The organism is Leucobacter chromiireducens subsp. solipictus (assembly GCF_016758195.1).
Taxonomy (GTDB): Bacteria; Actinomycetota; Actinomycetes; order Actinomycetales; family Microbacteriaceae; genus Leucobacter; species Leucobacter solipictus.
Genome location: NZ_QYAC01000002.1, coordinates 123,934 through 149,130 on the forward strand (window position 1 = coordinate 123,934; position 25,197 = coordinate 149,130).

Annotated in this window: 20 protein-coding genes; 9 read left to right on the top strand and 11 right to left on the bottom strand. The window is 69.5% G+C overall.

All coding sequences use genetic code 11. The features are described from left to right. Positions 1-322 precede the first annotated feature (322 nt). From D3230_RS04150 to D3230_RS04170, 5 genes are all read left to right on the top strand, one after another. Entirely contained in the window at positions 323-4,087 is a 3,765-nt protein-coding gene (locus tag D3230_RS04150; RefSeq protein ID WP_202343767.1) for a choice-of-anchor G family protein, read from the top strand. Positions 4,088-4,194: 107 nt separating this feature from the next. Further along, complete coding sequence (locus D3230_RS04155) at positions 4,195-5,049, top strand: DUF5819 family protein (protein WP_202343768.1); 855 nt, start codon at positions 4,195-4,197, stop codon at positions 5,047-5,049. Next, positions 5,049-6,122, top strand: a complete 1,074-nt coding sequence (locus tag D3230_RS04160; RefSeq protein ID WP_202343769.1) for an HTTM domain-containing protein — start codon at positions 5,049-5,051, stop codon at positions 6,120-6,122. The genes D3230_RS04155 and D3230_RS04160 overlap by 1 nt, the downstream gene beginning before the upstream one ends. 27 nt (positions 6,123-6,149) lie before the next feature. Further along, complete coding sequence (locus tag D3230_RS04165; RefSeq protein WP_202343770.1) at positions 6,150-6,983, top strand: alpha/beta fold hydrolase; 834 nt, start codon at positions 6,150-6,152, stop codon at positions 6,981-6,983. Beyond that, entirely contained in the window at positions 6,983-8,485 is a 1,503-nt protein-coding gene (locus tag D3230_RS04170; protein ID WP_202343771.1) for a sensor domain-containing diguanylate cyclase, read from the top strand. Before D3230_RS04165 ends, D3230_RS04170 begins: the two co-directional genes overlap by 1 nt. Here the strand turns inward: D3230_RS04170 and D3230_RS04175 are convergent. The 6 genes from D3230_RS04175 to D3230_RS04200 all read right to left on the bottom strand — a co-directional run bounded on the left by D3230_RS04175 (position 8,482) and on the right by D3230_RS04200 (position 15,617). Continuing rightward, positions 8,482-9,720 carry an ABC transporter permease gene (locus D3230_RS04175; RefSeq protein WP_202343772.1) on the bottom strand — a complete coding sequence of 413 codons (1,239 nt, stop codon included), beginning with the start codon at positions 9,718-9,720 and terminating at the stop codon, positions 8,482-8,484. The two genes, D3230_RS04170 and D3230_RS04175, sit on opposite strands and share 4 nt — an antisense overlap. Continuing rightward, positions 9,717-10,406, bottom strand: a complete 690-nt coding sequence (locus tag D3230_RS04180) for an ABC transporter ATP-binding protein (protein WP_202343773.1) — start codon at positions 10,404-10,406, stop codon at positions 9,717-9,719. The genes D3230_RS04175 and D3230_RS04180 overlap by 4 nt, the downstream gene beginning before the upstream one ends. Then, on the bottom strand, positions 10,403-11,611 hold the full coding sequence (locus tag D3230_RS04185) for a peptidoglycan-binding protein (protein WP_202343774.1): 1,209 nt from the start codon (positions 11,609-11,611) through the stop codon (positions 10,403-10,405). Before D3230_RS04185 ends, D3230_RS04180 begins: the two co-directional genes overlap by 4 nt. Then, positions 11,611-12,144: a hypothetical protein gene (locus D3230_RS04190; protein ID WP_202343775.1), complete on the bottom strand. Its 534-nt coding sequence runs from the start codon at positions 12,142-12,144 to the stop codon at positions 11,611-11,613. Before D3230_RS04190 ends, D3230_RS04185 begins: the two co-directional genes overlap by 1 nt. A 142-nt stretch (positions 12,145-12,286) precedes the next feature. Beyond that, positions 12,287-13,969 (bottom strand): ABC-F family ATP-binding cassette domain-containing protein, encoded by a 1,683-nt coding sequence (locus tag D3230_RS04195; protein ID WP_202343776.1) that lies wholly within the window; start codon positions 13,967-13,969, stop codon positions 12,287-12,289. A 487-nt stretch (positions 13,970-14,456) separates the two neighbouring features. After that, a complete protein-coding gene (locus D3230_RS04200) occupies positions 14,457-15,617 on the bottom strand; it encodes a PucR family transcriptional regulator (RefSeq protein ID WP_202343777.1) in 1,161 nt (386 codons plus the stop codon). A 149-nt stretch (positions 15,618-15,766) separates the two neighbouring features. On the opposite strand from D3230_RS04200, the gene D3230_RS04205 reads away from it, so the two are divergent. The 3 genes from D3230_RS04205 (at position 15,767) to D3230_RS04215 (ending at position 19,668) form a co-directional block, all read left to right on the top strand. Continuing rightward, complete coding sequence (locus tag D3230_RS04205; RefSeq protein ID WP_202343778.1) at positions 15,767-17,104, top strand: MFS transporter; 1,338 nt, start codon at positions 15,767-15,769, stop codon at positions 17,102-17,104. Between the two features lie 85 nt (positions 17,105-17,189). Continuing rightward, positions 17,190-18,905: an amidase gene (locus D3230_RS04210; protein WP_420029013.1), complete on the top strand. Its 1,716-nt coding sequence runs from the start codon at positions 17,190-17,192 to the stop codon at positions 18,903-18,905. A 100-nt stretch (positions 18,906-19,005) separates the two neighbouring features. Beyond that, the gene (locus tag D3230_RS04215; protein ID WP_202343779.1) at positions 19,006-19,668 is read left to right on the top strand and encodes a DUF998 domain-containing protein; all 663 of its coding nucleotides are present in this window, start codon (positions 19,006-19,008) and stop codon (positions 19,666-19,668) included. Here the strand turns inward: D3230_RS04215 and D3230_RS15830 are convergent. Then, positions 19,655-21,421: a 3-hydroxyacyl-CoA dehydrogenase NAD-binding domain-containing protein gene (locus D3230_RS15830; RefSeq protein WP_237466927.1), complete on the bottom strand. Its 1,767-nt coding sequence runs from the start codon at positions 21,419-21,421 to the stop codon at positions 19,655-19,657. The two genes, D3230_RS04215 and D3230_RS15830, sit on opposite strands and share 14 nt — an antisense overlap. Before the next feature lie 59 nt (positions 21,422-21,480). Further along, the gene (locus D3230_RS04230) at positions 21,481-22,146 is read right to left on the bottom strand and encodes a TetR/AcrR family transcriptional regulator (RefSeq protein ID WP_202343780.1); all 666 of its coding nucleotides are present in this window, start codon (positions 22,144-22,146) and stop codon (positions 21,481-21,483) included. 96 nt (positions 22,147-22,242) lie between these two features. Here D3230_RS04230 and D3230_RS04235 point away from each other — a divergent pair, with 96 nt between their 5' ends. Next, positions 22,243-23,118 (top strand): 3-hydroxyacyl-CoA dehydrogenase NAD-binding domain-containing protein, encoded by an 876-nt coding sequence (locus D3230_RS04235; RefSeq protein WP_202343781.1) that lies wholly within the window; start codon positions 22,243-22,245, stop codon positions 23,116-23,118. 43 nt (positions 23,119-23,161) lie between these two features. Here D3230_RS04235 and D3230_RS04240 read toward each other — a convergent pair whose 3' ends face one another. The 3 genes from D3230_RS04240 to D3230_RS04250 form a co-directional block, all read right to left on the bottom strand. Continuing rightward, positions 23,162-24,067, bottom strand: coding sequence for an ankyrin repeat domain-containing protein (locus D3230_RS04240; RefSeq protein ID WP_202343782.1), 906 nt, complete (start codon positions 24,065-24,067; stop codon positions 23,162-23,164). A 112-nt stretch (positions 24,068-24,179) separates the two neighbouring features. Then, entirely contained in the window at positions 24,180-24,770 is a 591-nt protein-coding gene (locus D3230_RS04245) for a hypothetical protein (RefSeq protein ID WP_202343783.1), read from the bottom strand. A gap of 4 nt (positions 24,771-24,774) precedes the next feature. Next, on the bottom strand, positions 24,775-25,098 hold the full coding sequence (locus tag D3230_RS04250) for a hypothetical protein (protein ID WP_202343784.1): 324 nt from the start codon (positions 25,096-25,098) through the stop codon (positions 24,775-24,777). Positions 25,099-25,197: the final 99 nt, after the last annotated feature.

Genomic DNA, 25,197 nt, shown 5'->3' on the forward strand with positions numbered 1-25,197 from the left:
CCCCCTGTTCGGATCATACTTGCGGACTCGGTTTCGGGACAGGGTGAGCACGGAAACACGCCGATGATCTCAGTAGTCGTGGCGATGATTCTCAGTAGTTTGTCCCCAAAATTCAGGCCTTCGGAGATGCCTGGACGCTGTGAAGTCAACAACTCTAGGCTCGCGCACAGGCAGCGCTGTCGATTCACCATTTCTGCTTGCATGGCGCGCCGACCCGTAGCTCGTACGAAGTGAAGGTGAGGGGACCTTGAGACACCACAACCGGGCGACACCCCGTCGCCGCGACCGCCTCAGGGGGATTGCGCTCGGCACAGCTGCCGCCGTGATCGCTCTTCCTGGGCTGGTCGCGGCGCCGGCGGCGTTCGCCGATTCATCTACCGTGACCGCGGACTCCGCGGCGCATGGGCACTGGCTTTGGGCAGAGGGGCTGGGACTTGACGTCGTCGGTGCCGCCACCACCCAGTCAGAGTTTCCGGGGAACGCCGCACCGGCAGCCGACCCCCTCAACCTGACCGTGCTCAACGGTCTGGGGAGCCTGCAACTGGGCACGGTCAACCTGCCGTTGATCAAGCCGAGCGACGCGGACCCGGGGCTCTTGCGGCTGGGAAATCTGGGCGCAATCTCGAGCTTCAGCGCGTCGCCGAGCGCGACATCGAGCACCGCCTCAAGCGGACTCATCAACTCTGACGGCTCGCTCAACATCGACGCGGCGAATAGTGGGCAGTTCGGTACCGCGCGGCTGGACGCGAACGCCCTCCTCACCCAGATCATCGACCCCGCCCTCGTCGATACGCTGCTCGACGAAGCCGCGATCGAAATCGGTGCACTCGGCGCCCAAGCCGTGGGCACCGAGGGGTCGACCACCAGCGCCTACATGCTGAGCGACCTGACGGTCGACCTGCACAGCCCGGTGGTGGGGAACCTCGTCACGGGAGTGGACGCGCAACTCCAGAATGTGCTCACGCCGCTGCAAAGCCTCCTGGGGCCGGGCGGAGCCATCGAAACTGTGCTCACGAACCTCGTCAACGGCATCGGGGCGCTCCCGTTTGTCGATGCGGAGCTTAATTCCGCTTCGATCTCGACGCAGCCGCTCCTCGATGAGGTGCGAACCACGCTGCTCGCCGAGCCCCTCTCGAACACTGATGGAAGCGTGCTGGTCGATCTCAGTACCGGTACCATCAGCGTCGACCTGGGCGAGCTCGTGGTGGACCGGACCGGTGCAGCCGGGCTGAGTTCGCTGCCCGCCAACACCGAGGTGCTGCACGGGGATACCGTCAACGCGATCCTCGACGGGGTCACCGACGCGGTGACCGGTGCGGGTGAAAACTCACTGATTTCCAAGGTCGTCGGCGTCATCACCGACGGGATCTACGACGTTGCTGTGGACATCAGCGTCGAGACGGATATTAGCCTTTCAGCGCTGATCCCGCTTGTGAAGGCACCGGTAACCATCTCTGGCACGATCGGCGGGTTTATCGGTGTCGATGGCGCACCTGCACCCGTGATCGATACCAGCAAGATCAACGTCGTAGGCATCCCCGTAGGTACCGTGCTGCAGCCGATCACGAACTTGCTGCTGGGCATCGTACAGCCGATCGGAAACGCGCTCGATTCCACGGTGGTCACGCTGTTGGGGAACCTGCAGCCCACCCTCATGAACTGGATCTCTCCGGTCGTTTCCGGACTGCTGACCGATGGCGTCGGGCCGGTACTGCGCGGGATCGCGGAAATCACGATCAACCAACAGCCCGAGAATGGTGATCTCGGACCGAACAGTTTCACCGTGCGTGCGCTGAACATCAGTGTGCTCCCGAACGTGGGAACCAACGGAGCGGTTGCACTGCAGCTGGGTTCCGCCACGGTTCAGTCGGCCGATGAAGACCCCGGCACCGACCCGGGTACGGATCCGGCGGTAGACCCGGGCACGGATCCGGGTGCTGATCCCGGTACTGATCCGGGCACCGATCCTGGTACGGATCCGGCGGTAGACCCCGGCACTGATCCAGGCGCGGACCCCGGTACTGATCCGGGTGCCGATCCTGGTGCGGACCCCGGTACGGATCCGGGCACGGACCCCGGTACGGATCCGGGTGCTGATCCCGGCACCGATCCTGGTGCGGACCCCGGCACGGATCCGGGTGCTGACCCCGGTACGGATCCGGGTGCTGATCCCGGCACGGACCCCGGTGCTGACCCCGGTACGGATCCGGGTGCTGATCCCGGTACCGATCCTGGTGCGGACCCCGGTACGGATCCTGGTGCGGACCCTGGTACGGATCCGGGTGCTGACCCTGGTACGGATCCGGGCACGGACCCCGGTACTGATCCGGGCACCGATCCTGGTGCTGACCCCGGCACGGATCCGGGTGCTGATCCCGGTGCTGACCCCGGCACGGATCCGGGCACGGATCCGGGCACGGATCCGGGTACTGACCCTGGTACGGATCCGGGTGCTGACCCTGGTACGGACCCCGGTACTGATCCGGGCACCGATCCTGGTGCTGACCCCGGTACCGATCCTGGCACTGACCCGGGAACGGATCCGGGCACTGATCCCGGCACTGACCCGGGCACCGATCCCGGCACGGATCCGGGTGTAGACCCGGGCACGGACCCGGGTACGGAACCCAGCACAGATACGGGTGTCGAGCCGGGTACTGACCCCGGCACGGATCCGGGTACTGACCCGGGTACGGATCCGGGTACTGACCCGGGTACGGAACCCAGCACAGATACGGGTGTCGAGCCGGGTACTGATCCCGGCACGGATCCGGGTGTAGACCCGGGCACGGATCCCGGTACTGATCCGGGTGCGGACCCCGGCACGGATCCTGGTACGGATCCGGGCACGGACCCCGGTACGGATCCCGGTACTGATCCGGGTGCGGACCCCGGCACGGATCCCGGTGCGGATCCGGGCACGGACCCCGGTACGGATCCCGGTACGGACCCGGGTGCGGACCCCGGTGCGGACCCCGGTACCGATCCGGGCACTGATCCGGGCACGGACCCCGGCACGGATCCGGGTACTGATCCGGGTGCGGACCCCGGCACGGATCCGGGTACGGATCCGGGTGCGGACCCCGGTACCGATCCTGGTACGGATCCGGGTGCTGACCCCGGCACGGATCCCGGCACGGATCCGGGTACGGACCCCGGCACTGATCCCGGTACGGATCCGGGCACCGATCCGGGCACTGATCCCGGTGCGGACCCGGGTACTGATCCGGGCACCGACCCCGGTACCGAACCAGACACGGACCCGGGTGCTGATCCCGGTACGGACCCGGGTGCTGACCCCGGTACGGATCCGGGTACGGATCCGGGTGCTGATCCCGGCACCGATCCGGGTACGGATCCGGGCACCGATCCCGGTACGGATCCGGGTGCTGACCCGGGCACCGATCCGGGTGCTGATCCCGGTACCGACCCCGGTACTGATCCGGGTGTAGATCCGGACACGGATCCGGGTGCCGATCCTGGCACGGATCCGGGCACCGACCCGGGTGCCGATCCGGGCACGGATCCGGGCACCGACCCGGGCACCGATCCGGGCACGGACCCCGGTACGGATCCGGGTGCTGATCCCGGCACCGATCCTGGGACCGATCCGGGCACCGATCCCGGTGGGAACCCGCCGGGAGGAAAGTCGGCCACGCTGACGGCGAGCCCGAGCACGGTCTCGCAGGGTGGCACGGTGACACTGCACGGAAGCGGGTTCCTGCCTGGCGAGGACGTGGTGATCACGCTCCCGACCGGTGGCACGATGACCGTCTCCGCAGACGCGGACGGTGCCTTCGTGGCCACCTGGAAGGTGCCTGCTGATCAGGCCCTCGGCGCAGCGCATTTCTCGGCCCGCGGGCTCGAGAGCGGCCGCACTGCTGAGGCGAGTGTGACGGTCAGCGGAGCGGCTACGCCGGTTCCCGTGCGGCCTGCACCGGGGGCGACCGGGGCGAAGGGTGGCCTCGCGGTCACCGGCTTCGACCCGGGCCTGTTGCCGGTCCTCACCGTCCTCACGCTGATCGCGGGCAGCGGGCTGTTGCTCGCCGCACGTCGGCGGCACGGGGTCACGCATGACCTCGAGTAATCGAGAATCGCGGTAAATGAGATCGGTGGTTTCCGTTGGAGGGTGCAACGGAAGCCACCGATCTCTATGCTGAGCATCAACAACCGTTACTGGTAGGGGGACGATCAATGGCGGATCACCAGGCTGAATCGGAGCCGCTGGCGCGACCCAGGCGTGAGCAGAGACGCAGTTTTCCTCTGGCCGCCCAGATTGTGTCCGGTGCCGCGCTGCTCCTTCTCGTGGTGCATATGTTCTTCACCGCGGTGGTGAACACCCCTGATGCGGACCTCAAGTACGGCGTCCTTCCCGGGGCCGCCGCCGACCGCTACGTGCGTCCCTACCTGGTGCAGGACTACAAGATCTTCGCCCCGGATCCGGCGGACACCGACCGTCAGCTCTGGGTGCGGGCCTGGGTGGAGGACGAGAGCGGAGAGAAGACGCGGACCGAATGGGTGAACGCGACCCACATCGAGCTCTCCGAGACCTATCGAAAGACGCTCCGCAAGCAGCTGTCCATCGTTGGCGCGGAACGGCTGATGGCGGCCTACTCGGCGCTCAACGACACGCACAAGCGTGTGGTGGGCGAGAACCACCTGGACGGTGAAGCGCTCTATGGTGTGCAGGACGCCATGGTCGCCGCGGACGACTCGGAACCGGCAAAGGTCAGCGAGTTCATCCGGGCGAGCAACTATGCGACCTCGTACGGAACGCAGGTCGCATATGCAATGTGGGGCGACCAGGGCGAGATCGCCGGGGTCCAGGTGCGCGCCGTCTATGACCCCGTCGTGCGGTGGGTGGACCGGAAGGACCCCGACGCGGAGCGGCCCCCTTCCCGGTATACGGACCTCGGGTGGGTGCCGGCCATGGAGTGGCCGGCGCAGGATCGCGAGGCGTTCTCACGGACCTTCCGCAGTTGGGCTGAACACGCGGGTGTGCAGCCTGAAGACCTCGAAGCCACCGCTCAGACCACCGAGGAGAACTGATGACCGCGAACGCAACGCTGCCGGTCCGGCTCTGGGACCGACTGCTGCACTGGCTGCTCGACGCACGCCGCGCCAGCTCCGGGCTCGCCCTCATGCGCATCGGCTTCGGGACGATGACGGTGATCATCCTCGCGATGTATCTTCCAAACTTCTCCTACTCGTTCGGCGCAGGGTCCCGATGGGGCGAAGCGCTGTTTCGGAACTCGGCGGCGAACGATTATCTCTGGCCGCTTCCGGCGTTGTTCTCCCGCGAGGATCCGGACGGCCTGCTGCTTGCCAAGATCCTGGTGCTCATGGCGGTCGCGGTCGTGTACGCACTCGGCTGGCGCATGCGAATCGTGTCGCCGCTGTTCGTGGTGCTGTGGCTGGGCTTCGCCGTCACCAACCCGGTGATCCTGAACACCGGGCACTACCAGACCTTCCGAATCTTCCTGCTGTTCCTGCTGCTTGCCGACACGTCCCGACGGTGGTCGCTCGACGCCCGGCGTCGCGCCCGGCAGGGGGCGGAGGATCCGGCACTCGGATGGGGGAAGTGGCAGCTTCCGCGGTGGGTGCCAGTTCTGGCGAATAACGTCGCGGTGATCCTCATCGGGTATCAGCTGTGCGTGATCTACATCACGAGCGCGCTCTGGAAACTGCAGGGTTCAACGTGGGTGTCAGGCGTGGCGGCCTACTACCCGCTGCAGCTCGAGGAACTCACCCTGTTCCCCGCACTGAATCACCTGGCCTGGCAGCTGACCCCCGCCGTGTACGTGGCCTCCTGGCTGAGCGTCTACGGTCAGCTGCTCTTCCCGCTGCTGCTGCTGACGCGGTGGACCCGCGTGGTCGGGCTGGTGCTCGTCACGGGCATGCACGCGTCGATCGGCATCTTGCTCGCCCTCCCGTGGTTCTCGCTGATGATGATCCTCGGCGACATGATCTTCATCCGTGACCGCAGCTGGGATCAGGCGATCGCGTGGGTGCGGAATCGGTGGGGAACATCCCGGAGGGCAGCAGGATCTGCGGCGCAATCCGAGGACGACCGAGAGCTGGTTTCCGTGACTCCGGCCCCCGTGGCATACTCACGAGAATAGAGAGACCATTCTGACGAGGGGATCGTAATGGCCGAGCACACGACGCGAGCCGAGACGCCTCGACTCGCTCCCGCAGATGTTCTTCGGCGCAACGCCGTCACGGTCCGCGGCCCCGCGGACGCGCCCGTGATGGTGTTCGCGCACGGATACGGCACGAACCAAACGACCTGGGCCACCATCGCGGAGCGGTTCACGGCGGATCATCGGGTGGTGCTGTTCGACTACGTCGGGTCCGGAGACTCCGACCTCACGGCGTACGACGAACAACGGTATGACTCCTACGAGGGCTACGCGACGGATCTGATCGAGGTGCTCGACGCCGTGGACGCCCGCGGCGCCGTCCTGGTGGCGCACTCGGCGAGCGGCATGATCGGAGCGCTGGCGGCGATCCGGAGGCCCGAACTGTTCTCGCGCATCGTGATGGTCTGCCCGTCGCCGCGCTACGTGAACGACACCGACTACGCGGGTGGCTTCAGCAGGGAGGACGTCCTCGGCCTGCTGGACGCGATCGAGGCGAACCAGCCGAGCTGGGCCGCGTCGCTCGCCCCGGCCGTGACCGCGCGGGAGGACCTGCCCGAGGTCACCGACCGGGTGCGCGAGCTCTTCGCGACCACCCCGCAGCGAGTCGCCACGCACTTCGCGCGTGTGGTGTTTCTCAGCGATGTCCGGAGCCGGCTGGCAGAGATCCCGACCCCCTGCGTCATTCTCCAGTCCAGCGGGGACATCATCTGCCCGCCGCACATCGGTGCCTACCTGCGGGACCGGATCCCGCAGGCGGAGCTCGTAGAACTTCGTTCGGCGGGGCACTTTGTGCACCTCACCGACCCCGAACTCATCGTGGACGAGATCCGGGCCGCCTGATGTCAGCGGACATCGAGCCGCTGCCGAGCGCGGCCCCGGGGCTCGCGGTCGGCGAGCTCGCCGACCGCAGCCCGGCCGCACTCATCGCGGTGGATACCAACGGTACGATCCTCGCGCACAATGCGGGGCTCCCCGCCTGGCTGCACTACCCCGAACCATTCCCGGATCTCCGGGGACGCAACCTCGTGGAGTGGCTGACCCCGAGCGCGCGGCTCCTCTACGAAACGCATATCCTGCCACGGCTGTTCGCCGCGGGGCAGGTGTGGGACGCGGTGCTCGATGTGCGGGATCGTGCCGGGGAACCGCGGCCGGTGCGCTGCAACGCCGAGGTGCACACGCAGGAGGACGGGCAGCGGACCATCTACATCGTGGCGACCGATGCGAGCGACCGGATCGCGTTCGAACGGGAACTCGTGGATGCGCGTCGCCGGGCCGATCAGGCAGCCGAACGGCTGGCGCTGCTCCAGGACGCGACGAGCGCGCTCGCCGTGGCACGCGGGATTGACGACCTGGGCACCGCGCTCGTGACCGCCGCGGCCCGGGCGACGAATGCCGCGTGGACGGCCGTGCGGATCAGCGTGCCCGCCCTCACCGGTGAGGGTACGATGCTGCGCAGCTGGGGCGAGCTTCCGCCCGGTTTCGGTGATCCCGAGGTACTCACGACCGCGCGCATTCCGAGCGTGTACCGCAGCCCGGAGGAACTGAACGTCGCCTCGGCGACGCTCGCCGCCAGGCTTGCCGGACCGGAAACCGAAGCCCTCGTGACGAGCCCGATCATGTGCGACCCCGCACGGGGTACCGCCGTCCTCGGCGATGTGATCTGCGGGTTTCGGCGGCCCCGGGCGCTCGACGCACACGAGCTGGACACGCTGCGCGCACTCTGTGTGCAGGCGGAGCGGGTCCTGGAACACCTGCACCTCCAGGAACAAATTCGGCACCGCGCACTGCACGACGCGCTCACGGGGCTCCCGAACCGGGCGCTGTTTGCCGAGCGCCTCGCGCAGGCGCTCGCCCACTCCTCGCGCACGGGGACGCCCTGCGCCGTGCTGTTCATTGACCTCGACGGCTTCAAAGCGATCAACGACGGTGTCGGCCACGGCGCCGGCGACGAGGTCCTCCGGGCCGTAGCCGGCAAGCTGCGAGAGAGTTGCCGCGCGGAGGACACCGTCAGCCGGCTCGGCGGTGACGAGTTCGTGATCGCCGCTGCGGAGCTGACCCGGGACGCCGCCTGGGCGCTGGCCGACCGCGTGCGTTCGGCGGTGCGCGCGCCGCTCCCCATCGCCGGCGGCCACGCGCGCCTCTCTTGCAGCGTCGGCGTCCTGTGGTGGGACCCGGAGGTGGGGGAGCCGGCCCCCGCGGCGGCGGCGCTGTTGAGTGCGGCGGACGCGGCGATGTATGACGCGAAGCGCGGCGGCAAGGACGCGGTCAGCCTGCGCGAGTGGCGCGATGGGGCGCTCGCCGGTGCCGGGCACCCGACCCCGCGCGCCGCGGCGCCGCGCTAACCGCTGAGCGCCGCGGTCGGGGGAGTCCGTGCGGCCCTCACCGCGGGGTACAACCCCGCAAGAGCGCCCACCGCGAGGGTCGCCAAAGCCGCCACCGCGATCACCGGCGCCGGAACCACGGGGACCCACGCGTTGCCGAGCGCGACCACCATCGTGACGCCGGCCCCGAGCGCCGCGCCGGTCACACCCCCGAGCGCCGAGAGGACGAGCGCCTCGGTGAGGAACTGGAGCTGCACGTGACCCCGCGTGGCACCGAGCGCTCGCCGCAGGCCGATCTCACGCCGCCGCTCGATGACCGAGATCACCATGGTGTTCGCCACCCCGATGGCACCGACGAGGAGCGAGATCGACCCGAGCCCGAGCAGCATGCTCGTGAACACCTCATCCACGGCGGCCTGCGCCGCGAGCGCGTCGGAGGGGCGAGACATCGCGACGTCCTGGGGGGCGTCCGGCCTGATCGCCGCGGGGGCGACGGACCGAATCTCACGGACGCGGTCCTCAGCCACACGCTGCAGGACCTGGCTCGGGTGCCCGTCCCACCCGAATTGATCCTGCGCGACGCGCGCGCCGATCAGGGCGGAGGCGTCGAGGGAGGGGGCGAGCGGTGCGGGTTCCATGATCCCGATCACGCGCGCCGACGCATCACCGAGCCACACATCGGTGCCCGGCTCGGTGACCCCGAGTAGGGACGCGGTGTCGTAGCCGAGGACCACGGTGGGGAATGCCGCACGCGTCTCGTCGAGCCAGGAGCCCGCGACGAGCGCGCCCCCGATCACGGTGAGGAGCTCGGTATCGACCGCGCGCACGGTGATCCCACCGGTGCGCTGCGGATCCACGAACTGGTTGCGGTAGACCGCCACGTCAGGGAGCGTGCCCACCGCCGTGGCGGCAAGCACGCCCGGGAGCCGCGCGACCCGCTCCGCGGCGTTCTGTGGCAGCGGCACGGGGCCGCGTCCGCTCGCCCCCTCCGCGGGAGCGGCCGTGAGGAGGTTGGTGCCGAGCTCAGCGAGTTTCGCGTCGAGCTTGGCTTGGCTCGACGCAGAAATGCCGAGCACCGCGACCATCGCGGCGACGCCGATCGCGATGCCGAGCGCTGAGAGCGCGGCACGCAGCGGCTTCGCGCGCAGGCCCACGGTGCCGAGGCCGAGGAGGTCGCCGGGCCGAAGCTGGGATCGGCCGATCGTGCGTGCGTCTCGCGGTGCTGTGCGGGCCGCGGCGCGGTTCCTGGGCGTCATACGGTCACCTCCGCGGCAGAATCGGCGACGACCGCGCCGTCGCTGATCCGCACCTGCCGGGGGAGCTGCGCGGCGAGTGCCGTGTCGTGCGTGATCACCACGACGCTCGTGCCGCCCGCGTGCAGCTCGTGCAGGAGGTCCACGATGCTGCCGCTGGAGCGCGAATCGAGGTTTCCGGTGGGCTCATCCGCGAGGAGCAGGGGCGGCTGGTCGATGACGGCGCGTGCGATCGCGACCCGCTGCCGCTCACCGCCCGAGAGCTGGTGGGGCCGATGATCAATGCGGTGCCCGAGTCCCACCCGGCGGAGCGCGGCTTCGGCCCGGGCCCGACGCTTCGCGCGCGGGGTGCCGGTGTAGAGGAGCCCGTCCGCGACGTTCTCACGCGCCGTGGCCCCCTCGCGAAGGTGGAACTGTTGGAACACGAATCCGATCGTGCGGGACCGGAGTCCGGACAGCGCGCGGTCGGAGAGCGCGGTGGTGTCGATCCCCGCGATGGACACGCTGCCGGAGCTCGGCCGGTCGAGCGTGCCCATGATGTTGAGCAGGGTCGACTTTCCGGAGCCGCTCGCACCCTCGATGGCCACAAACTCACCCGGGGCAATGGTCAGTGAGACCCCCGCGAGCGCGGTGACCGGCGGCGAACCGTAGCTCCGGGTGACGTCGCTGAGCTGCACGATCGCGGTCATCGCTGCGGCACCGTCACGGTGAGGCCCTCGCGGATCCCGTCGCCCGAGATTTCCACGAGCCCCGAGGCGAACGCGCCCACGGTGACGGGGATCAGGCGTGGCGTGTTCGCGCCGCCGGTGCGGTTCCCCGCGAGCTCGACGGCGAACCGCTCGGCATCGACGGGCACGAGCGCGTCCACCGGTACGGTGAGGACGTCTTCGCGCACGACCGAGCCCAGCCGCACCGTGACCGACACGAGTGCGAGGCCCGCCGTCGCCGCAGCGTCGTCGAGTGTGATGACCACGGGGATCCGGAGCTCACCGGGCGCTGCCCCCGTCGCGTCGGTGCTCGCTTCGGTACCCGCGGCTGCGTTCGCGGGGTTCGGGGCCTCCTCGGCGGCGGCGACGCCGGTCACCGTGCCCGGGGCGCTCGTGCCGCCCGGAAGGTCCACGGTGACGGCGGCACCCACGGCAGCGAGTTCCGCGTCCTCGGGCTTCACGCTCGCGCTGATCTCCTTGACGGTTCCGGTCGCGCGGAAGAGCGTGGTCCCGGCGTCGACGCGGTCCCCGAGCTGACGGTCGAGAGCGCTCACGCGAAGCGGGGCCGCGGCGAAGAGCACGAGGTCCTTGCTGAGGGTGTCCTCCGCGGGGAGGCCGAGATCGCGTTGCCAACTGCGGATCGCCCAGCGGGTGTGCCAGGTGAAGTCCTCGCTCGGTTCGGCGTCAAGGTACCCGAAACTCCGCAGGTTCTCTTCAAGCTGGCGCACGTCGGGGCCGGGCGTCATTCCCTGCGCGAAGTCGCGCCAGGCGGGCATTGTCCCGGCCATCACCACGGTGGGGATGGTGTCGATGCGATACGCGGTGGACCCGGCCTGCAGTGTCGCTTCGGGGGCGGGAAGCTCGGTGATGGTCCCGCCACGGGTGGCGGCCAGGGTGTGAGAGTGGGCGTAACGGAGCTTGCCGCGCACGGTGGTTTCCGCGGTGAGGTTCCCGGCCGTCACCGTGGCCTCCGCGGCCGGGGGCGCGGGGGCTGCCGCGGGTTCCGGGGCCGGTCTGAGCGCCTGGACGGCGAACACGCTGCCGGCCGCGACGAGCGTGATCGTCGCCACGATGATCGCGGTGCGCACACGCCGACGGCGGGGTACGGCGTCGGGAGATCGCTCGGGGTCCAGCGGTCGTTCGTCGGGGTGCTCCGAGTCCGGGGAGAGGGGAGTGGTCGCCTTCATCAGCCCGCGACCGCCGCCGCGTTGCACTCCGTGAGTTCCGCGTCAGTGACGCCCGCGGGCGGCGCGGGCGCGACCTCCCCGGCGCGCGGATCCGGCATCTCGTGGCCGAGCGCGCGCAGGCACTCGACGACCTTCGTGTCGTATTCGAGCTGCTGCCGCGCGCCCTCCGCTTTCTCCTCCGCGCTGAGCGCGCGGACCGGGGCGGCGCCGATCTCCTTCTCGCACTCCGGGGACAGGGCCTGCATTTCGGGGGTCACGTCCGCCCAGCCGCCCTCGGGCGTGGGATCGGTCACATCGATGCCCTTGTCCCGGAAGCACTGCGCGAGTTTGCGCTCCCACGCCATGAGCTTCCCCATGTATTCGTCGTCGGTCATCGCCGCATCGCCCGCGGGCTGTGGTGCGTCGGCTGCGTCGGCTGAGCCGGTGCCGGCACCGGAAGCGCACCCGAGGAGGCCCCAGAGCAGCGCGGCACCGGTGGCCGCGAGCGCGAGGGTCCTGCGCGGCGCTGTAGAGGTACGGGGGTAAACGGACATGGGGATCCTGCTTTCGATTTCGGGCTGCCGGAGCGCAGCTACAGGATCCATTTCAGCGAGTCGGGTGTTGCAGCAGTGTGAAGCGGAGCCCGACGGGGTGAGTCCTCACCCGGACTCACCCCGTTCATCCGCGGGTCGCCCCCTAACGGGCGCGCCTCACCCGCCCCTCGTCCCACACCGGGGTATCGGATTCGGTGACCTCCCCGTCCTGGCCGAACACGAGGAACCGGTCGAAGTCGCGGGCAAACCAGCGATCGTGGGTCACCGCGAGCACCGTGCCATCGAAGGCGCGCAGCGCCTGCTGGAGCGCTTCCGCCGAGACCAGATCGAGGTTGTCGGTGGGCTCATCCAGGAGCAGGAGCGTGGCACCGCCCAGCTCCAGCAGCAGGATCTGAAGCCGCGCCTGCTGTCCGCCCGAGAGCGCCTCGAAGGCCTGCTCCGAGGCGCCCGCGAGCTCGTATCGGGCCAGCGCTCGGGCGGCCTGCTCCCGGGGGAGTCCCTGCCGGTGCTCATCGCCGCGGTGCAAGATGTCGAGCAGGGTGCGGCCCGCCAGATCGGGCCTGCCCTGGGTCTGCGCAAACCAACCGGGCCGCACGCGGGCCCCCAACCGCGCCGTGCCCTCGTGGAGCACCGGTTCGATCACCACGTCGGTGCCGGGCCGGTTTTCCGCCTCGGGGTCGGTGCCGCCCGCGGCCAACAGCCGCAACAGATGAGACTTCCCGGAGCCGTTGGAACCGAGGATCGCGACGCGGTCCCCATACCAAACCTCAAGGTCGAACGGGAGCATCAGGCCGGTCAGTTCGAGCTCCCGGCACACGATCGCCTTCTTGCCGGTGCGGCCGCCGGTGAGCCGCATCGCAAGATCCTGCTCCCGCGGCTGCTCCTCGGGTGGGCCGACCGCCTCGAAGCGAGCGAGACGCGTCTGAGCCGCCCGGTAGCGGCTCGCCATGTCCGCGTTGTACGCGGCCTTGTCCTTGTACATCTGCACGAGATTCTTGAGCTTCTGACGCTCCTCGTCCCAGCGCTTGCGGAGCTCCTCGAGCCGCTCAAACCGGGCCGCCCGGGCTGCGTGGTAGCTCGCGAACGAACCGGGGTGGGTCCATGCCGTATTGCCGGCGGCCCCCAGCTCCAAGGTCACGATCGCGGTTGCGCTGCGCGCGAGCAGTTCGCGATCGTGACTGATGAACAACACGCTCTTGTCCGAGGAGCGCAGGCGATCCTCCAGCCAGCGCTTTCCGGGCACATCGAGGTAGTTGTCCGGTTCGTCGAGAATGAGGACGTCGTCGGTGCCGCGCAGCAGCGCTTCGAGCGCGAGTCGCTTCTGCTCGCCCCCCGAAAGCGAGGTGAGCGCGCGATCGCGGCACCGATCGAATGGGATCCCGAGGGCCGCGATCGTGCACACATCCCACAGCACCTCCGCGTCGTAGCCGCCCGCATCGCCCCACTCGGAGAGCACGCGAGCGTAGCTCATCTGGACGGCCTCCTCTCGCGCAGGATCCGTGTTTTCGAGCAGCGCGTCTTCGGCGCGCTGCACCCGATCGGCCGCTGCCCGCACCGGGGCCGGCGCGAAGGAGAGCAGCAGCTCGTGCACGGTGCCCGACGCGAAGAACTGACGCATCACGCCGACGGTGCCGCCGCGGGAAACGACGCCCTCGTCGGGGGTCACGTCGCCGGTGACGATGCGGAGGAGTGTGGTCTTGCCGGCACCGTTTGCGCCGATCAGACCGACTTTAGCGCCGTTGCCGACGCGGAATCCGACGTCGCTCAGGAGCGGCCGGCCATCGGGCAGCGTATAGCTGATCCCGGTGAGTTCGAGATGGGACATCTGGGTACTGCTTTCTTTCCCGAAGTGATGGGGAATGAGGGGTCTACGGAATCCGGGTGCACGCCGATGGCGGCGCACCGGGCGTAGGGTCGCGTGCGCGAGTGACGGGTCGATCCCGCAGCGAGCGGGAATGCCGAGCGTGCGGCAAGACGGGGGTGGCCACGAGGCCTCCTGTACTGCGTGCCCCGAGCGATCCGTGCGCTCGGAGATGGTCTGACGGGGGTCAGGAGGGGTCAGCGAAGACACCCTCCATGGGGAACCCTGCGCGGATGAGACGCAGGCCCGTTAACCAAACGACAGGCGGTACACGCCGACAAGACTATGGCGAACCCCGGTTCCCGCGCCAGCCGGATTGCCGAAACGGGGAACCTGGGACTCCGGATCCGGGCCCGGCGGCGTCACTGGGCCCGGGATGATTTGGTCCGGCGGAAACGCACGAGGGTGCGGAGCGCGGGGGTCCTGCCGAGCTTCCGCACCCGCGGCAGCGCTACGCCCAGCCCACGACGAGGCGTGCGGCCGCCTCGGGGACGGTCGGGTCGACACCGGTGAGGTCCCGGAATTGCTGCAGCTGTTTCGACACGGTGTTCCGGTGGCAGAAGAGTGCCTGCGCCGTCACGCCGATGCTGCCGGTCGCGAGGTAGCTCCGGACGGTTTCGAGCAGTCGCGTGCGCTTTGCGTCACTACACTGCGCGAGCGCGGCATCGACATCAGCCGTCACGGGGGCCCCGCTCCCGTCGAGCAGCCGCGCGGCGCGGCGCGCCCAGCCGCGTTCCCAGGTCATGGCTTCGGACTCGTCGGGCGCGAGGAGCAGCGCCAGCTCCCGCGCCTGCACGGCCGCGGAGCGGAGCCCGATCAGGCCGTCTTCGGCGCGCGTCAGGCCCACGCGGAGGGTGCTGAAGAGTGCGGTGGCCTCGGATCCGTCGAGCCCGGCACCGCCCCGACCCGCCGTGAACACGACAAACGCGCCGTCGACGTGCGCAGCGTGGCAGCGCACCCCGCCGCGCTCGAGCTCCGCGAGCCCCACGCGCAATGCGGCGATGTCGCCGCGTACGGCGGCGGCGACGATCAGGGGATCTGCCGGGGCGAAACCCAGCTCGCGTCCCGCGGTGTCGACCGTGTCCTGGGTCGCTCGCGGCAGATGGAGCAGGGCGTCGATGGCCTCCCGCCGCAGCGAGGCGGAGTCCTCGCGCATGCGCTGCTCTTCGGCCAAATACGCGCGTTGCACGCGTTCGACCCAGAGATCCACCGTCCGCATCACGGAGCGCGTGCGGCGCACGATCAGCTGCGCATCGGCCTCGTCGGCGACCTCCATGAGGGCGTCCCAGAGCACGGCGAAGTCGAGGCGGATCGCGGTGATGAGCGCGCTGAGCTCGACCCCGGCCCGGGCGCGCGTGACGCCGAGCTCGGACGGCATCGTCGCCGTGTCGTCGATCCCGCCGCTCCGGAGGCCGTCGAGCAGGATCTCCATGGAGCGCTCGGTGGTGCGCCGGATCTCCGCGCGGGGAACCCGCGGCGACTCATAACCGGTCACTTCGGAGAGGCGTGCCAGGAGCACGTCCGTCAACGTCGCGGGATCGAGCTGCCCGAGCAGCTCGCGCCACCGTCGATCGTCCACGATGCCGAGCGGCTCGGCGGCAGAATCCGTCATGTGAGCACTATAGGTGCTTATGCCCTCGAAATGGGGCAACTTTGGGGGCGCATGGCGCTATTTTGTGTGCGTTGTCCCTGGAAAGCTGAGTGCAGGGGCGGGTAGGCCGCCCCGGCCGACGCGCCGCGCGCACCACCCTCAATGGAGAGATGACGATGAGCGAAGCACCAGCACCGACCGCCAGCGAAGCCCACGCCACACACGAGCTGAGTATCCACGACGCGAACAAGGTCGCGCTCGGTGCCCTCATCGGGACGGCACTCGAGTGGTACGACTTCTTCCTGTTCAGCGCGGCCGCCGCGCTGGTGTTCAACGTGCAGTTCTTCACCACGGAGAACGCGACCGCGTCCGCGCTCGCCTCATTCGCGACCTTCGGGGTGGGCCTCGTGGCTCGGCCGATCGGCGGGATGATCTTCGGTCGGATGGGCGATCGCGTCGGGCGGCGACGGGTGCTCATGATCACCATCGTCGGCATTGGCATCGTCACGGGCCTCATCGGCATGCTCCCGACCTACGCGGCGATCGGGATTGCTGCGCCGATCCTGCTGGTGTTGCTCCGCGTGCTGCAGGGCCTGTTCGTGGGCGGGGAATGGTCGGGGGCGATGACCCTGGTCGTCGAGAACGCCCCGCTCCATCTCCGCGCGCGATACGCCGCGATCCCGCAGATCGGATCGCCGATCGGTACGATCCTGTCCTCGGGCGGATTCTTCATTCTCACGTTGCTGGTGTCGCAGCAGAGCTTCGACGCGTGGGGCTGGCGCATCCCGTTTCTCATCGCGGTGCCGCTCCTGCTCGTCGCGATCTACATCCGGAGCAAGCTCGAGGAATCCCCGGTGTTCGAGCAACTGGAAGCGGCCGGCGAGATCGCGAAGAGCCCGGTCCTGACGACCTTCCGTGAGAGCTGGCGGCAGATCATCGTGGGCATGGCCGCGGCGCTGCTCGGCGTCGGCGGGTTCTACTTGGTGACCGCGTTCTGCGTCTGGTACGGCGTCAACATTCTGGGATACGACTCATCGCTCATGCTCTTGGGCTCGATGATCGCGGCCGCGGTGGAGATCCCGGTGCTCATCATCGGCGGCCGACTCGGCACGCGGTTTGGGGCGAGCCGGGTGATCCTCTGGGGCGGTATCGCGTCGGCGGTACTGGCCTGGCCGTGCTTCGTGCTGCTCGCATCGGGCAACGCCGTGCTCGTCATCATCGCGATGACCGTGGCAGTCGCCGCGCTGTCGCTCCCGTACGCGGCCCAGGGGAGCATCCTCACGGGACTCTTCCCCGCGCAGACCCGCTTCACGGGCGTCGGCATCGCGTCGAACGCAGCGGGCATGCTCTCCGGGTTCATCCCGCTGCTCGCGACCGGCTTCGTGGCGGCCGCGGCGGACCACTGGTGGCCCGCCGCGGCGATGCTCGTCGGCCTGTCGGCGTTCACGGCGATCGCGGGGGCGCTTGCGCCTCGGCTCAGCGTGCCGCTCGCTGGGTTCAAGCACTAACGGCATACACGTTCGGCCCGGGGAGAGACGTTCGCGGATCTCCCCGGGCCGAAGTTCTGAAATCACGACTGAGAGGACCGGGCGAATGCGCACTGGGGATACGGGTGGCACGGGGCACACGATGGCGGCACCCACGGAATCGGGGACCGAATTCGAGCTCGTCGAGGCGAGCATCGCGGAGTTGCTCGCGGCGTTCCGAGCGGGGCAGATGTCCGTCGTCGAGGCCGTCGATGGGTACCTCGCGCGGATCGACGCCTATGACCGCGGACCCGAGGGGCTCCACTCGCTCGTCGTGCTGAACCCGCGTGCGCGCGAGGCCGCCGCCGAGTCGGATCGGCGCTGGCGTGCGGGGACGGCACGCGCCTTGGAGGGGGTGCCGTTCACCGTCAAGGACTCCTACATGGTGGCGGGCTTGACCGTCGCTGCCGGTTCCCCGGCGTTCGCGGACCTGGTCGCGCAGTGGGACGCCCGCACGGTCGCGCAGCTCACGGCCGCCGGGGCGATCCTGATCGGCAAGACCAATATGCCGCCGATGGCGGACGGGGGGATGCAGCGTGGCCTGTATGGCCGCGCAGAAAGCCCGTACAACCGGGAGTTCCTCGCGGCAGCGTTCGGCTCGGGATCGTCGAACGGTTCCGGGGTATCGACCGCCGCGAACCTCGCGATGTTCGGGATGGGGGAGGAGACCGTGTCCTCGGGGCGGAGCCCCGCCGCCAACAACGGGCTCTGCGCCTACACGCCGAGCTGGGGGATCCTCTCGATCCGCGGAAACTGGCCGCTGTTCCCCGCCCGAGATGTGGTGGTGCCGCACACGCGATCCATGCCCGACATGCTGTGCCTCCTCGACGTCCTCGTGCAGGACGACCCCGAAACGCGGGGTGACTTCTGGCGGCACCAGGAGGTCGTCCGGATCCCGAACCCCAGCGAGCACCGGCCGGAACGCTACGTGGCGCTGCAGGACCCCAGTGCGCTCGCGGGGAAACGCATCGCGGTGCCCGCCATGTATCTGGGCGAGGACCCGAACTACCCCCTCGACGTGCGGCCTTCGATCCTGCGGCTCTGGGAGGCCGCGCGCGAGCGACTGGAGCGGCTCGGTGCGGAGGTTGTGGTGAGTGACTTCCCGCTCATGACCCGGTACGAGGGCGATCGACCCGGCCAGAAATTCCTCGGAACGCTCGGGAACCTGCCGGAGGGCTGGTCGGACTTCGAGTTCAGTCAACTGCTCGCGTTCGGGTGGGACGACTTCTTGCGCGCAAACGGCGACCCGAAGATCCCGTCTCTGGGTGTCGTGGACTCGGCGCAGATCTATCCCACACCGCCGGGGGCCCTCCCGGACCGCTACGAACGGGTAGGGGATCACAGCGACCGCTTCCGCGGCATCGTCGAGGCCGCGCGCCGCGGGATCCCCGATCCGCGCGAGCATCCGGACTTTGCGCGGGGCCTGCGCGCCATCATCGAGCTGCGCGAGGAGCTGTTCGAGTCGTGGCTCACCGAGCAAGGTTTCGACGCGGTGGTGTTCCCCGCGAATGCGGATGTGGGTGCCGCAAACGCGGATACGGATGAGGCTGCCGCGGACATCGCCTGGGCGAACGGGGTGCGCTTCTCGCACGGCAACTACGCGCTGCGCCACGTGGGGCTCCCCACGGTCACCGTGGCCATGGGGCTCATGGACGACATTGGGATGCCCGCGGGGCTGACATTCGCCGGTGCGGCGTACGACGACGTGGCGCTGCTCGGCTACGCGGCGGCGTTCGAGGCCGGGGAGGGTGGCTCGCTGCGGCGGGCACCGGAGCTCGGGTAGCGGGAGCAACCGGTATCGTCCGCGCCCTGGATAGCGGCGCGTTCAGAACTGGGACCCAGGAACGATGCGCAGCACCGGTCTGACTGCGTAGCCTGGTGCCGTGCCCCTTTCTTCGAGAGTCCTTCACGCTGGCGTAGCCGTGCTCGGAGCCGTGCTCGTCGCCGCCGCCCTCACGATCATCTGGGTGGCGCGGTTCGAGGTTGACCGGATCGTGTATGTGAGCGGCTTGGGGGCGGACGGGGAACCGACGGCGGCCCGGTTCGAGCTGGCTCTGCTGCTTATCGTGGGTGGCGGGCTCCTCGTCGCCTGGGGGGCGCGCCGGCTGCGGTCGCGCCCCCCGATCCTCAACGCGTGGGCCCCCTCCGTGACGCTCGTCGCGTCGTGTCTGCTCTTCCTTGTGGCCTCGCAGGTGCCGTGCACCGCGGGTTGCCCAGTGCCGGTCGGGGACACCTTCACCTGGCAAGACCTGACGCACACGAGCTCCGCCGTGCTCGCCTTCGGGGCGGCCGCCTGGGCAATGCTCCAGACCGCCTTTGCCGACGGCCACCCGAAGCTGCGCCGCGTGTCCCTCGCCGCCGCACTCCTTGTGGCGGTGATCGCCGCCACGGGCGGCATCATGGCGCTCGCACAGTTCCGGATCGACATCGGCAGCATGTTCGAGTTCGTCGCCACCTCGATCGGGATTCTGTGGCTCAGCGTGCTCGGGATCGCGACCGCGCGGGCGGCGCTACAGACGGGTGCCGCGGCGGCTACTCCCAGCTGAGCGCGAGGCCGGTTGCCGCCCCGGGCAGCGTCGCCACGACGCGCTCAGCGCCGCTCCCCAGCTGCACCTCGCGGATAGCGCCGGACAGATCGGACACGTAGGCGACGTGGTGAATCGTATCGAGCGCAAGCCCGATCGCCTCACGGTAGCCCCGCGAGAGCACGGTCGGTGCGGTGCCCGGGGCACCCGGTGCCGGGATCGGTGCGCGATTGAGCGTGTTGCCGTCGGGACCGACGCCCCGGTCCGTCCAGTAGAGCATCCCGGCGCCGAGATCGAGTTCCAGATCGATGGGCTCGGGGAGGCCCTGCCACAGCGTTTCGCGGTCGCTGCGCGATGCGGCCGTCTCGCCCGCGGGGAGCTCGAGGCCGGCGCGCAGGATCCGCCCCTGCCCCGCGTCCGCGGCACCTTTCTGCGTCCAGTAGAGGTGGCCGGCAGCGGTGTCGATCGCGATGCCCACGCACCACTCCTCGACCTCGCTGGGGCCCGTGCCGCGGGTGTCGACGAGCTGCGTGAGGCCGGAGCCGTCCGCCTCGGCGCGGTAGATCCCGCGCCCCTCGCGATCGCTCCAGTAGAGGCGGCCGGTTGCCGGATCCGACACCAGCTGTTTCCCCGTCACGAAGGTGCCGCGCGCGACGAGGATCTCGGGGTCGCCCCCGCCCATCGGGATCCGCTGCACAGATCCGTTCCGCGTCGTAAACGCGGGCTCTTCGCCCGGGGCGGCGGGGCCGTCCGGCTCGCCCATGCAGCTGAATGTCACCGTACCGGCCGTGGCGTCCACCGCGATTCCGTCGGGGGCGTCCCGCAGCCCGGAAACGAGTGGGATCACCTCGCCCGTCCGGGGGTCGACCCGGTTCACGCTGCCGCCCAGTACGTCGAGCGCGTAGAGCACCGGGCGTTGCTGCTCCGCTCCGACGGTCGCGCGGACGGCGCGGGTGATGCGGTCGCGTCGCTCGGCCCGCGTCGGGTAGCTGTCCGCCACCCCGTACGCTGACTCGACCTGCTGGACGAGGGCGTCCCGAGCGGCAGGGGTGAGCTCGGGGCGGTGCAACTCGATCGCGTCGAGGGCGGCGCCCACATGCTCGATGATGTGGCGTAGCCCCGCGGGGCCGCCCCCGAGGTGCGAGGCCTCGAAGACGCCAATCGACGCCCAGCGCAGTCCGAGCGACTCCTGGAAGATCGTGTCGAAGTCCCGGGCGTCGACGACCCCGTTGGCGACGAGCCACATCGCCTCGTCGAGCACCGCCTTCTGGACGCGGTTCCCCACGAAACCGGGGACCTCGCGTTGGAGCGCGACGGGAACCTTCCCAATCTCGCGATAGATCCCCTCGGCGGCCTGCACCAGCGCTGTGCGCGTGTGCGGCCCGGGGACGATCTCGACGAGCGGCATGATCTGCGGCGGGTTGTACGGGTGGCCCACGAGAATCTGGGCGGCCCGATCGTTGCCTTCCGCGAGCAGCGAGGGGAGCAGGCTCGACGTCGAAGACGCGATGATCGTGTCGTCGGAAGCCGCCGCCGCGATGTCGGCGAGGAGTGAACGTTTGACGTCGAGGCGCTCCGGCCCGTTCTCCTGGACGATCCGGGCCCCGCGAACCGCGGCCGCGATCGAATCGGCGATCTCGAATCCGCGATCCGTCGGGATCGCATCGGGGGAGACATCGAAGATCGCGACCTCCCAGCCGTGTTCGCGGAATAGCTCGGCCCAGGACAGGCCGATCACTCCGGCTCCGATGATGGCGACGCGGGATGTGGTCATGGTGTGCTGCCTTTCGTTGCGGGGAGGGGCGGACAGAGCCGGGCGAAGTGCCGGACGGATCAGGGGGCTGGTGCGGGGACCGCGATCACACCGCGCAGCGCGGTGAGAATCGCGTCGCGGCGCAGTCGGTCGGGTGCGTCGACGAAGGGGCCCTGCAGCACCGACCCGACGTGGCAGGCGATCAGGATCCGGGTGGCCTCCTCGGCATCCGGGATGAGCTCGGCACCTACGGCGCGCGCGACGCCCTGCAGTACCGGAACGACCTGGTGTTGGAACGCCTCGCCGTGTGCGCGCAGCACCTCGGCCATCTTCGGGTCCGAGCCGGCGCGCAGGCCGAAGAGGGCGCGGAGGGCGTACCACTGGGTGTCCGCCGGGATCACGCGGAGCATTTCGTCGGCCGCCGCTTCCAGGGCGACCTCGCGCGACTCGCCTGCCTCGGGGTGATGCTGTTCGAAGTGCTCCATGCCCGTGATGAGCTCGTCGGTTTTCCGCTCGTAGAGCGCGAAGAATACGTCTTCGACGGTCCGGAAGTTTGAGTAGAACGCGCCGCGGGTAAAGCCGGCGCGGGTACAGATCTCGTCGATGGTCGCCGTCGGAGCCCCGCGCTCGGCGAAAATCGCCTCGGCGGCGTCGAGGAGTGCGCTGCGGGTGCGCACGCGCGCACGCCGTGTTGCCGGTGCGCCGCTGCCGACGCCCGCCGTGCTGGCGGATTCACTCGGGCTCATGGCCGGTTTCCTTTCCCCGAGATTCGATGCATAATGTATTCAATACGAATTGTATCGAAGTAACCAGGTGAGCGCATCACCGGATTGAGGGGCATCGTGCAGTATTCACTTCCCACCAACGCCGCAGAACGTCCGATCGTCGTCGTCGGAGCCGGAACGCTGGGTCGCCGGATCGCCGCCGTGTTTGCCGCTGGCGGCTCCGACGTTCGGATCGTCGACCTCCAGGAAGCGCAGCGTGAGGCGGCGCTCGCCTACGTCGCCGAGGTGCTCCCGGAACTCACGGAGCGACTGGCGCAGCAGGGCCTGGGGAGCACCCCCGGTGCCGTGATCGCGGTTGAACAGGTCGCCGACGCGCTGTCCGGTGCCTGGCTTGTGGTCGAAGCTGTGCCCGAGAAGCTCGAGATCAAACGGCCGCTGTTTGGCGACCTGGACCGGCTCGCGGATCATGACGCGCTGCTCGCCACGAACTCGTCGTCCTACGCCTCCCGCATGGTGATCGACGAGGTCACGAACGCTGAGCGCGTCTTCAACATGCACTTCGCGATGCCGCCGACGAGCATGGCGGTTGAGCTTATGAGTGATGGCCAGACCTCGGAAGGCCTGCTGGAAGAAGTCGCGGAGGAGCTGCGACGCTTCGGACTCGCGCCATTCATTGCGCACGCCGAGAGCACCGGCTTCATCTTCAACCGCATCTGGGCCGCGATCAAGCGTGAAGCGCTCGCCGTCGTTGCGGAGGGCGTCAGCACCCCCGAGGATGTCGATGCGATCATGCGAGCCAATATGGGACTGCCAGCCGGGCCGTTCGCGCTCATGGACCAGGTCGGGCTCGACGTCGTGCTCGACATCGAGGAGCACTACGCGGCGGAGACCCCCACGCTGCCGACGGGGCCGCGTGAGCTGCTGCGTCGCTATGTCGACGCGGGCAAGCTGGGGCGGAAGACCGGTGAGGGGTTTTACACGTACGGCGAGTAGCGCGCTGAGGGTCGCGCCCGACACGGTGGCGCGACCCGGACGCTCAGCCGCCGAGTGCCCGAATCACCTGGGCAGCGGCGCTGTGCCCGGCAGCCTCCGCGATGTCTCGTGCGGATCGTCCGTCGGCGTCGACGCTGCTCGGGTCAGCTTGCGCGCGCAGCGCCACGGCCACCGCGTTGGCGTCTCCGGATCCCGCGGCGGCGAGGAGCGCAGCCGCGGGATCGGCCGGCGCGGGTGCCTGCAGGATCGCCTGGAGCACCGCGGCGCTTCCCGGATACCCCTTCCACTCCGCCATCTGCAGCGGCGTCAATCCCTCGGACACTGAGGGGCGATCGAGTTCGACGCCGCCCGCGGCGAGCACGCGAATTGTGGCGTGGTAGCTCGGGTCGTCGCGGCCGAACCAGACGGCCTCGTGGATCGCCTGGTATCCGACGCGGTTGACGTGATCGAGCGGCACGTCGGACCGGATCAATTCACCCGCCACCGCCCAGTGTCCGCGCTCGGCGGCGCGGATCAGGCCGGTCCCGTTCCAGCTGTCGAGATCCGCCACGTTCGCGCCGTGTGCGAGGGTGAGCCGCAGCAGCTCGGTGTGCCCCTCGCTGGTCGCGATCAGGTACGCCGACTGCATCGTCGAGTCCTGGGCGTTCACGTTCGCGCCCCGCGCGATGAATTCCTCGGCGGCGGAAACATCGTTCGCCCAGGCGGCCTCGCGGAGCCGGTCATCGAGCTCAGCCTGGCTCAGCTGCGGGGGCGCCGGGGCCGGGGGCGTGGTGGGAGCGGGCGGCTCCGTCGGCATGTGCGGCGCACTGGTGGATGGCGCCGCAACCGGGGGCGGTGCGGGCTCCGGGGCGCAGCCCAACACGAGCGGGCCGAGGGCGAGGAGGGTGGCGACTGCGGCGACGCGCCGCGGAGCTCTGGCGGGCCAGGGACTGAGCGGAAACGGGGACATAGCATCGACGCTACGGACACCACGCACCGTCGGCATCCATCGATCGGTTGAAGCCGCTCGCCGCGGCCCGCGCAGCGGGACCACCGCCGCGTCGACGCGGCGGTGGACCCAGCTACCCCTCGGGTACCGGCGGTATCCCCGGTACCCGAGGAGCTTCCGAAGCGGGAGCGCGCATGACGTGGGCCTGGGGCCCGTAGAGGTCGGCCGCGACGCGAAACTCAGATGAGGGTCTGATCGCCTGGAAATCGGCGAAGGAATCGTCGACAAACGTGATCCGGATCAGCTCTCCGCCTCCGAACGCTCGTTTCCCCGTGTGGTCAATGGATGCGACGCTGGTGCGCGCCACGCGTGCCGTGAGCGTCCCGGGCAGCTCGTCTCCGATCGCGCCGAAATCCCACCAGCTGAGGTGGGTGTCGCCCAGGCAGAGCACGCGGATCGTGTCGGAGAGCTCCAGCTGACGTGCGATGGACCCGGGCTCGCCACCCAGGTGATTCGCGGTCGCCGAGGCGTTGAGCAGACCGGAGAGGATCCGGCTGAGGATGCCTCCTTCGAGCCCGGCTCCGTGGCCGCCGCGCGTGAATGCTGCCGCCACGACTCGGCTCGTGGCGAGGACGGACTCATGCGCGAGATCGTTTGAGATCTCCGCCGCATAGTCGGGGAGTTCCTGCTGGTACTGCTGCGCGATCTTGTCGAACAGTCCCATGGGCTTACTGCTCGCCCGAGGTGGTCGCTGCGCTCCGGCGTGCCGCACGCGCACGGAACCCGAGGATCACCGCGGTGGCGGCGACCGCGACGGCCACCGCAGCGATCGGGAACGGCCCGATCGCTGCGAGGAAGTGGGAAATCCCGGAGCGTCGACCGCTCGCGTTGGGATCGGCGACCTCGTTCCAGATCGGCGTGAAGCAGAGCACGGCGACGACGATCGCTCCCGCCGCCGTGAGCCAGTAGGAACTCAGGGACGCGGGGTCAGGGGTCGGCTCCGGTGAGAAGTGTTCGACCGGTTCTGGCCGCTGGGCTGGTTGGGTGCTCATGTCGTCCTAATTCTGTGTGTGCCTGCCTGCCTGCCGGCCTGGCGCAGGCCGAGGATGAGGGAGGGGCAGTTCGGAACGGCAATCGTAAGCACCGCGATC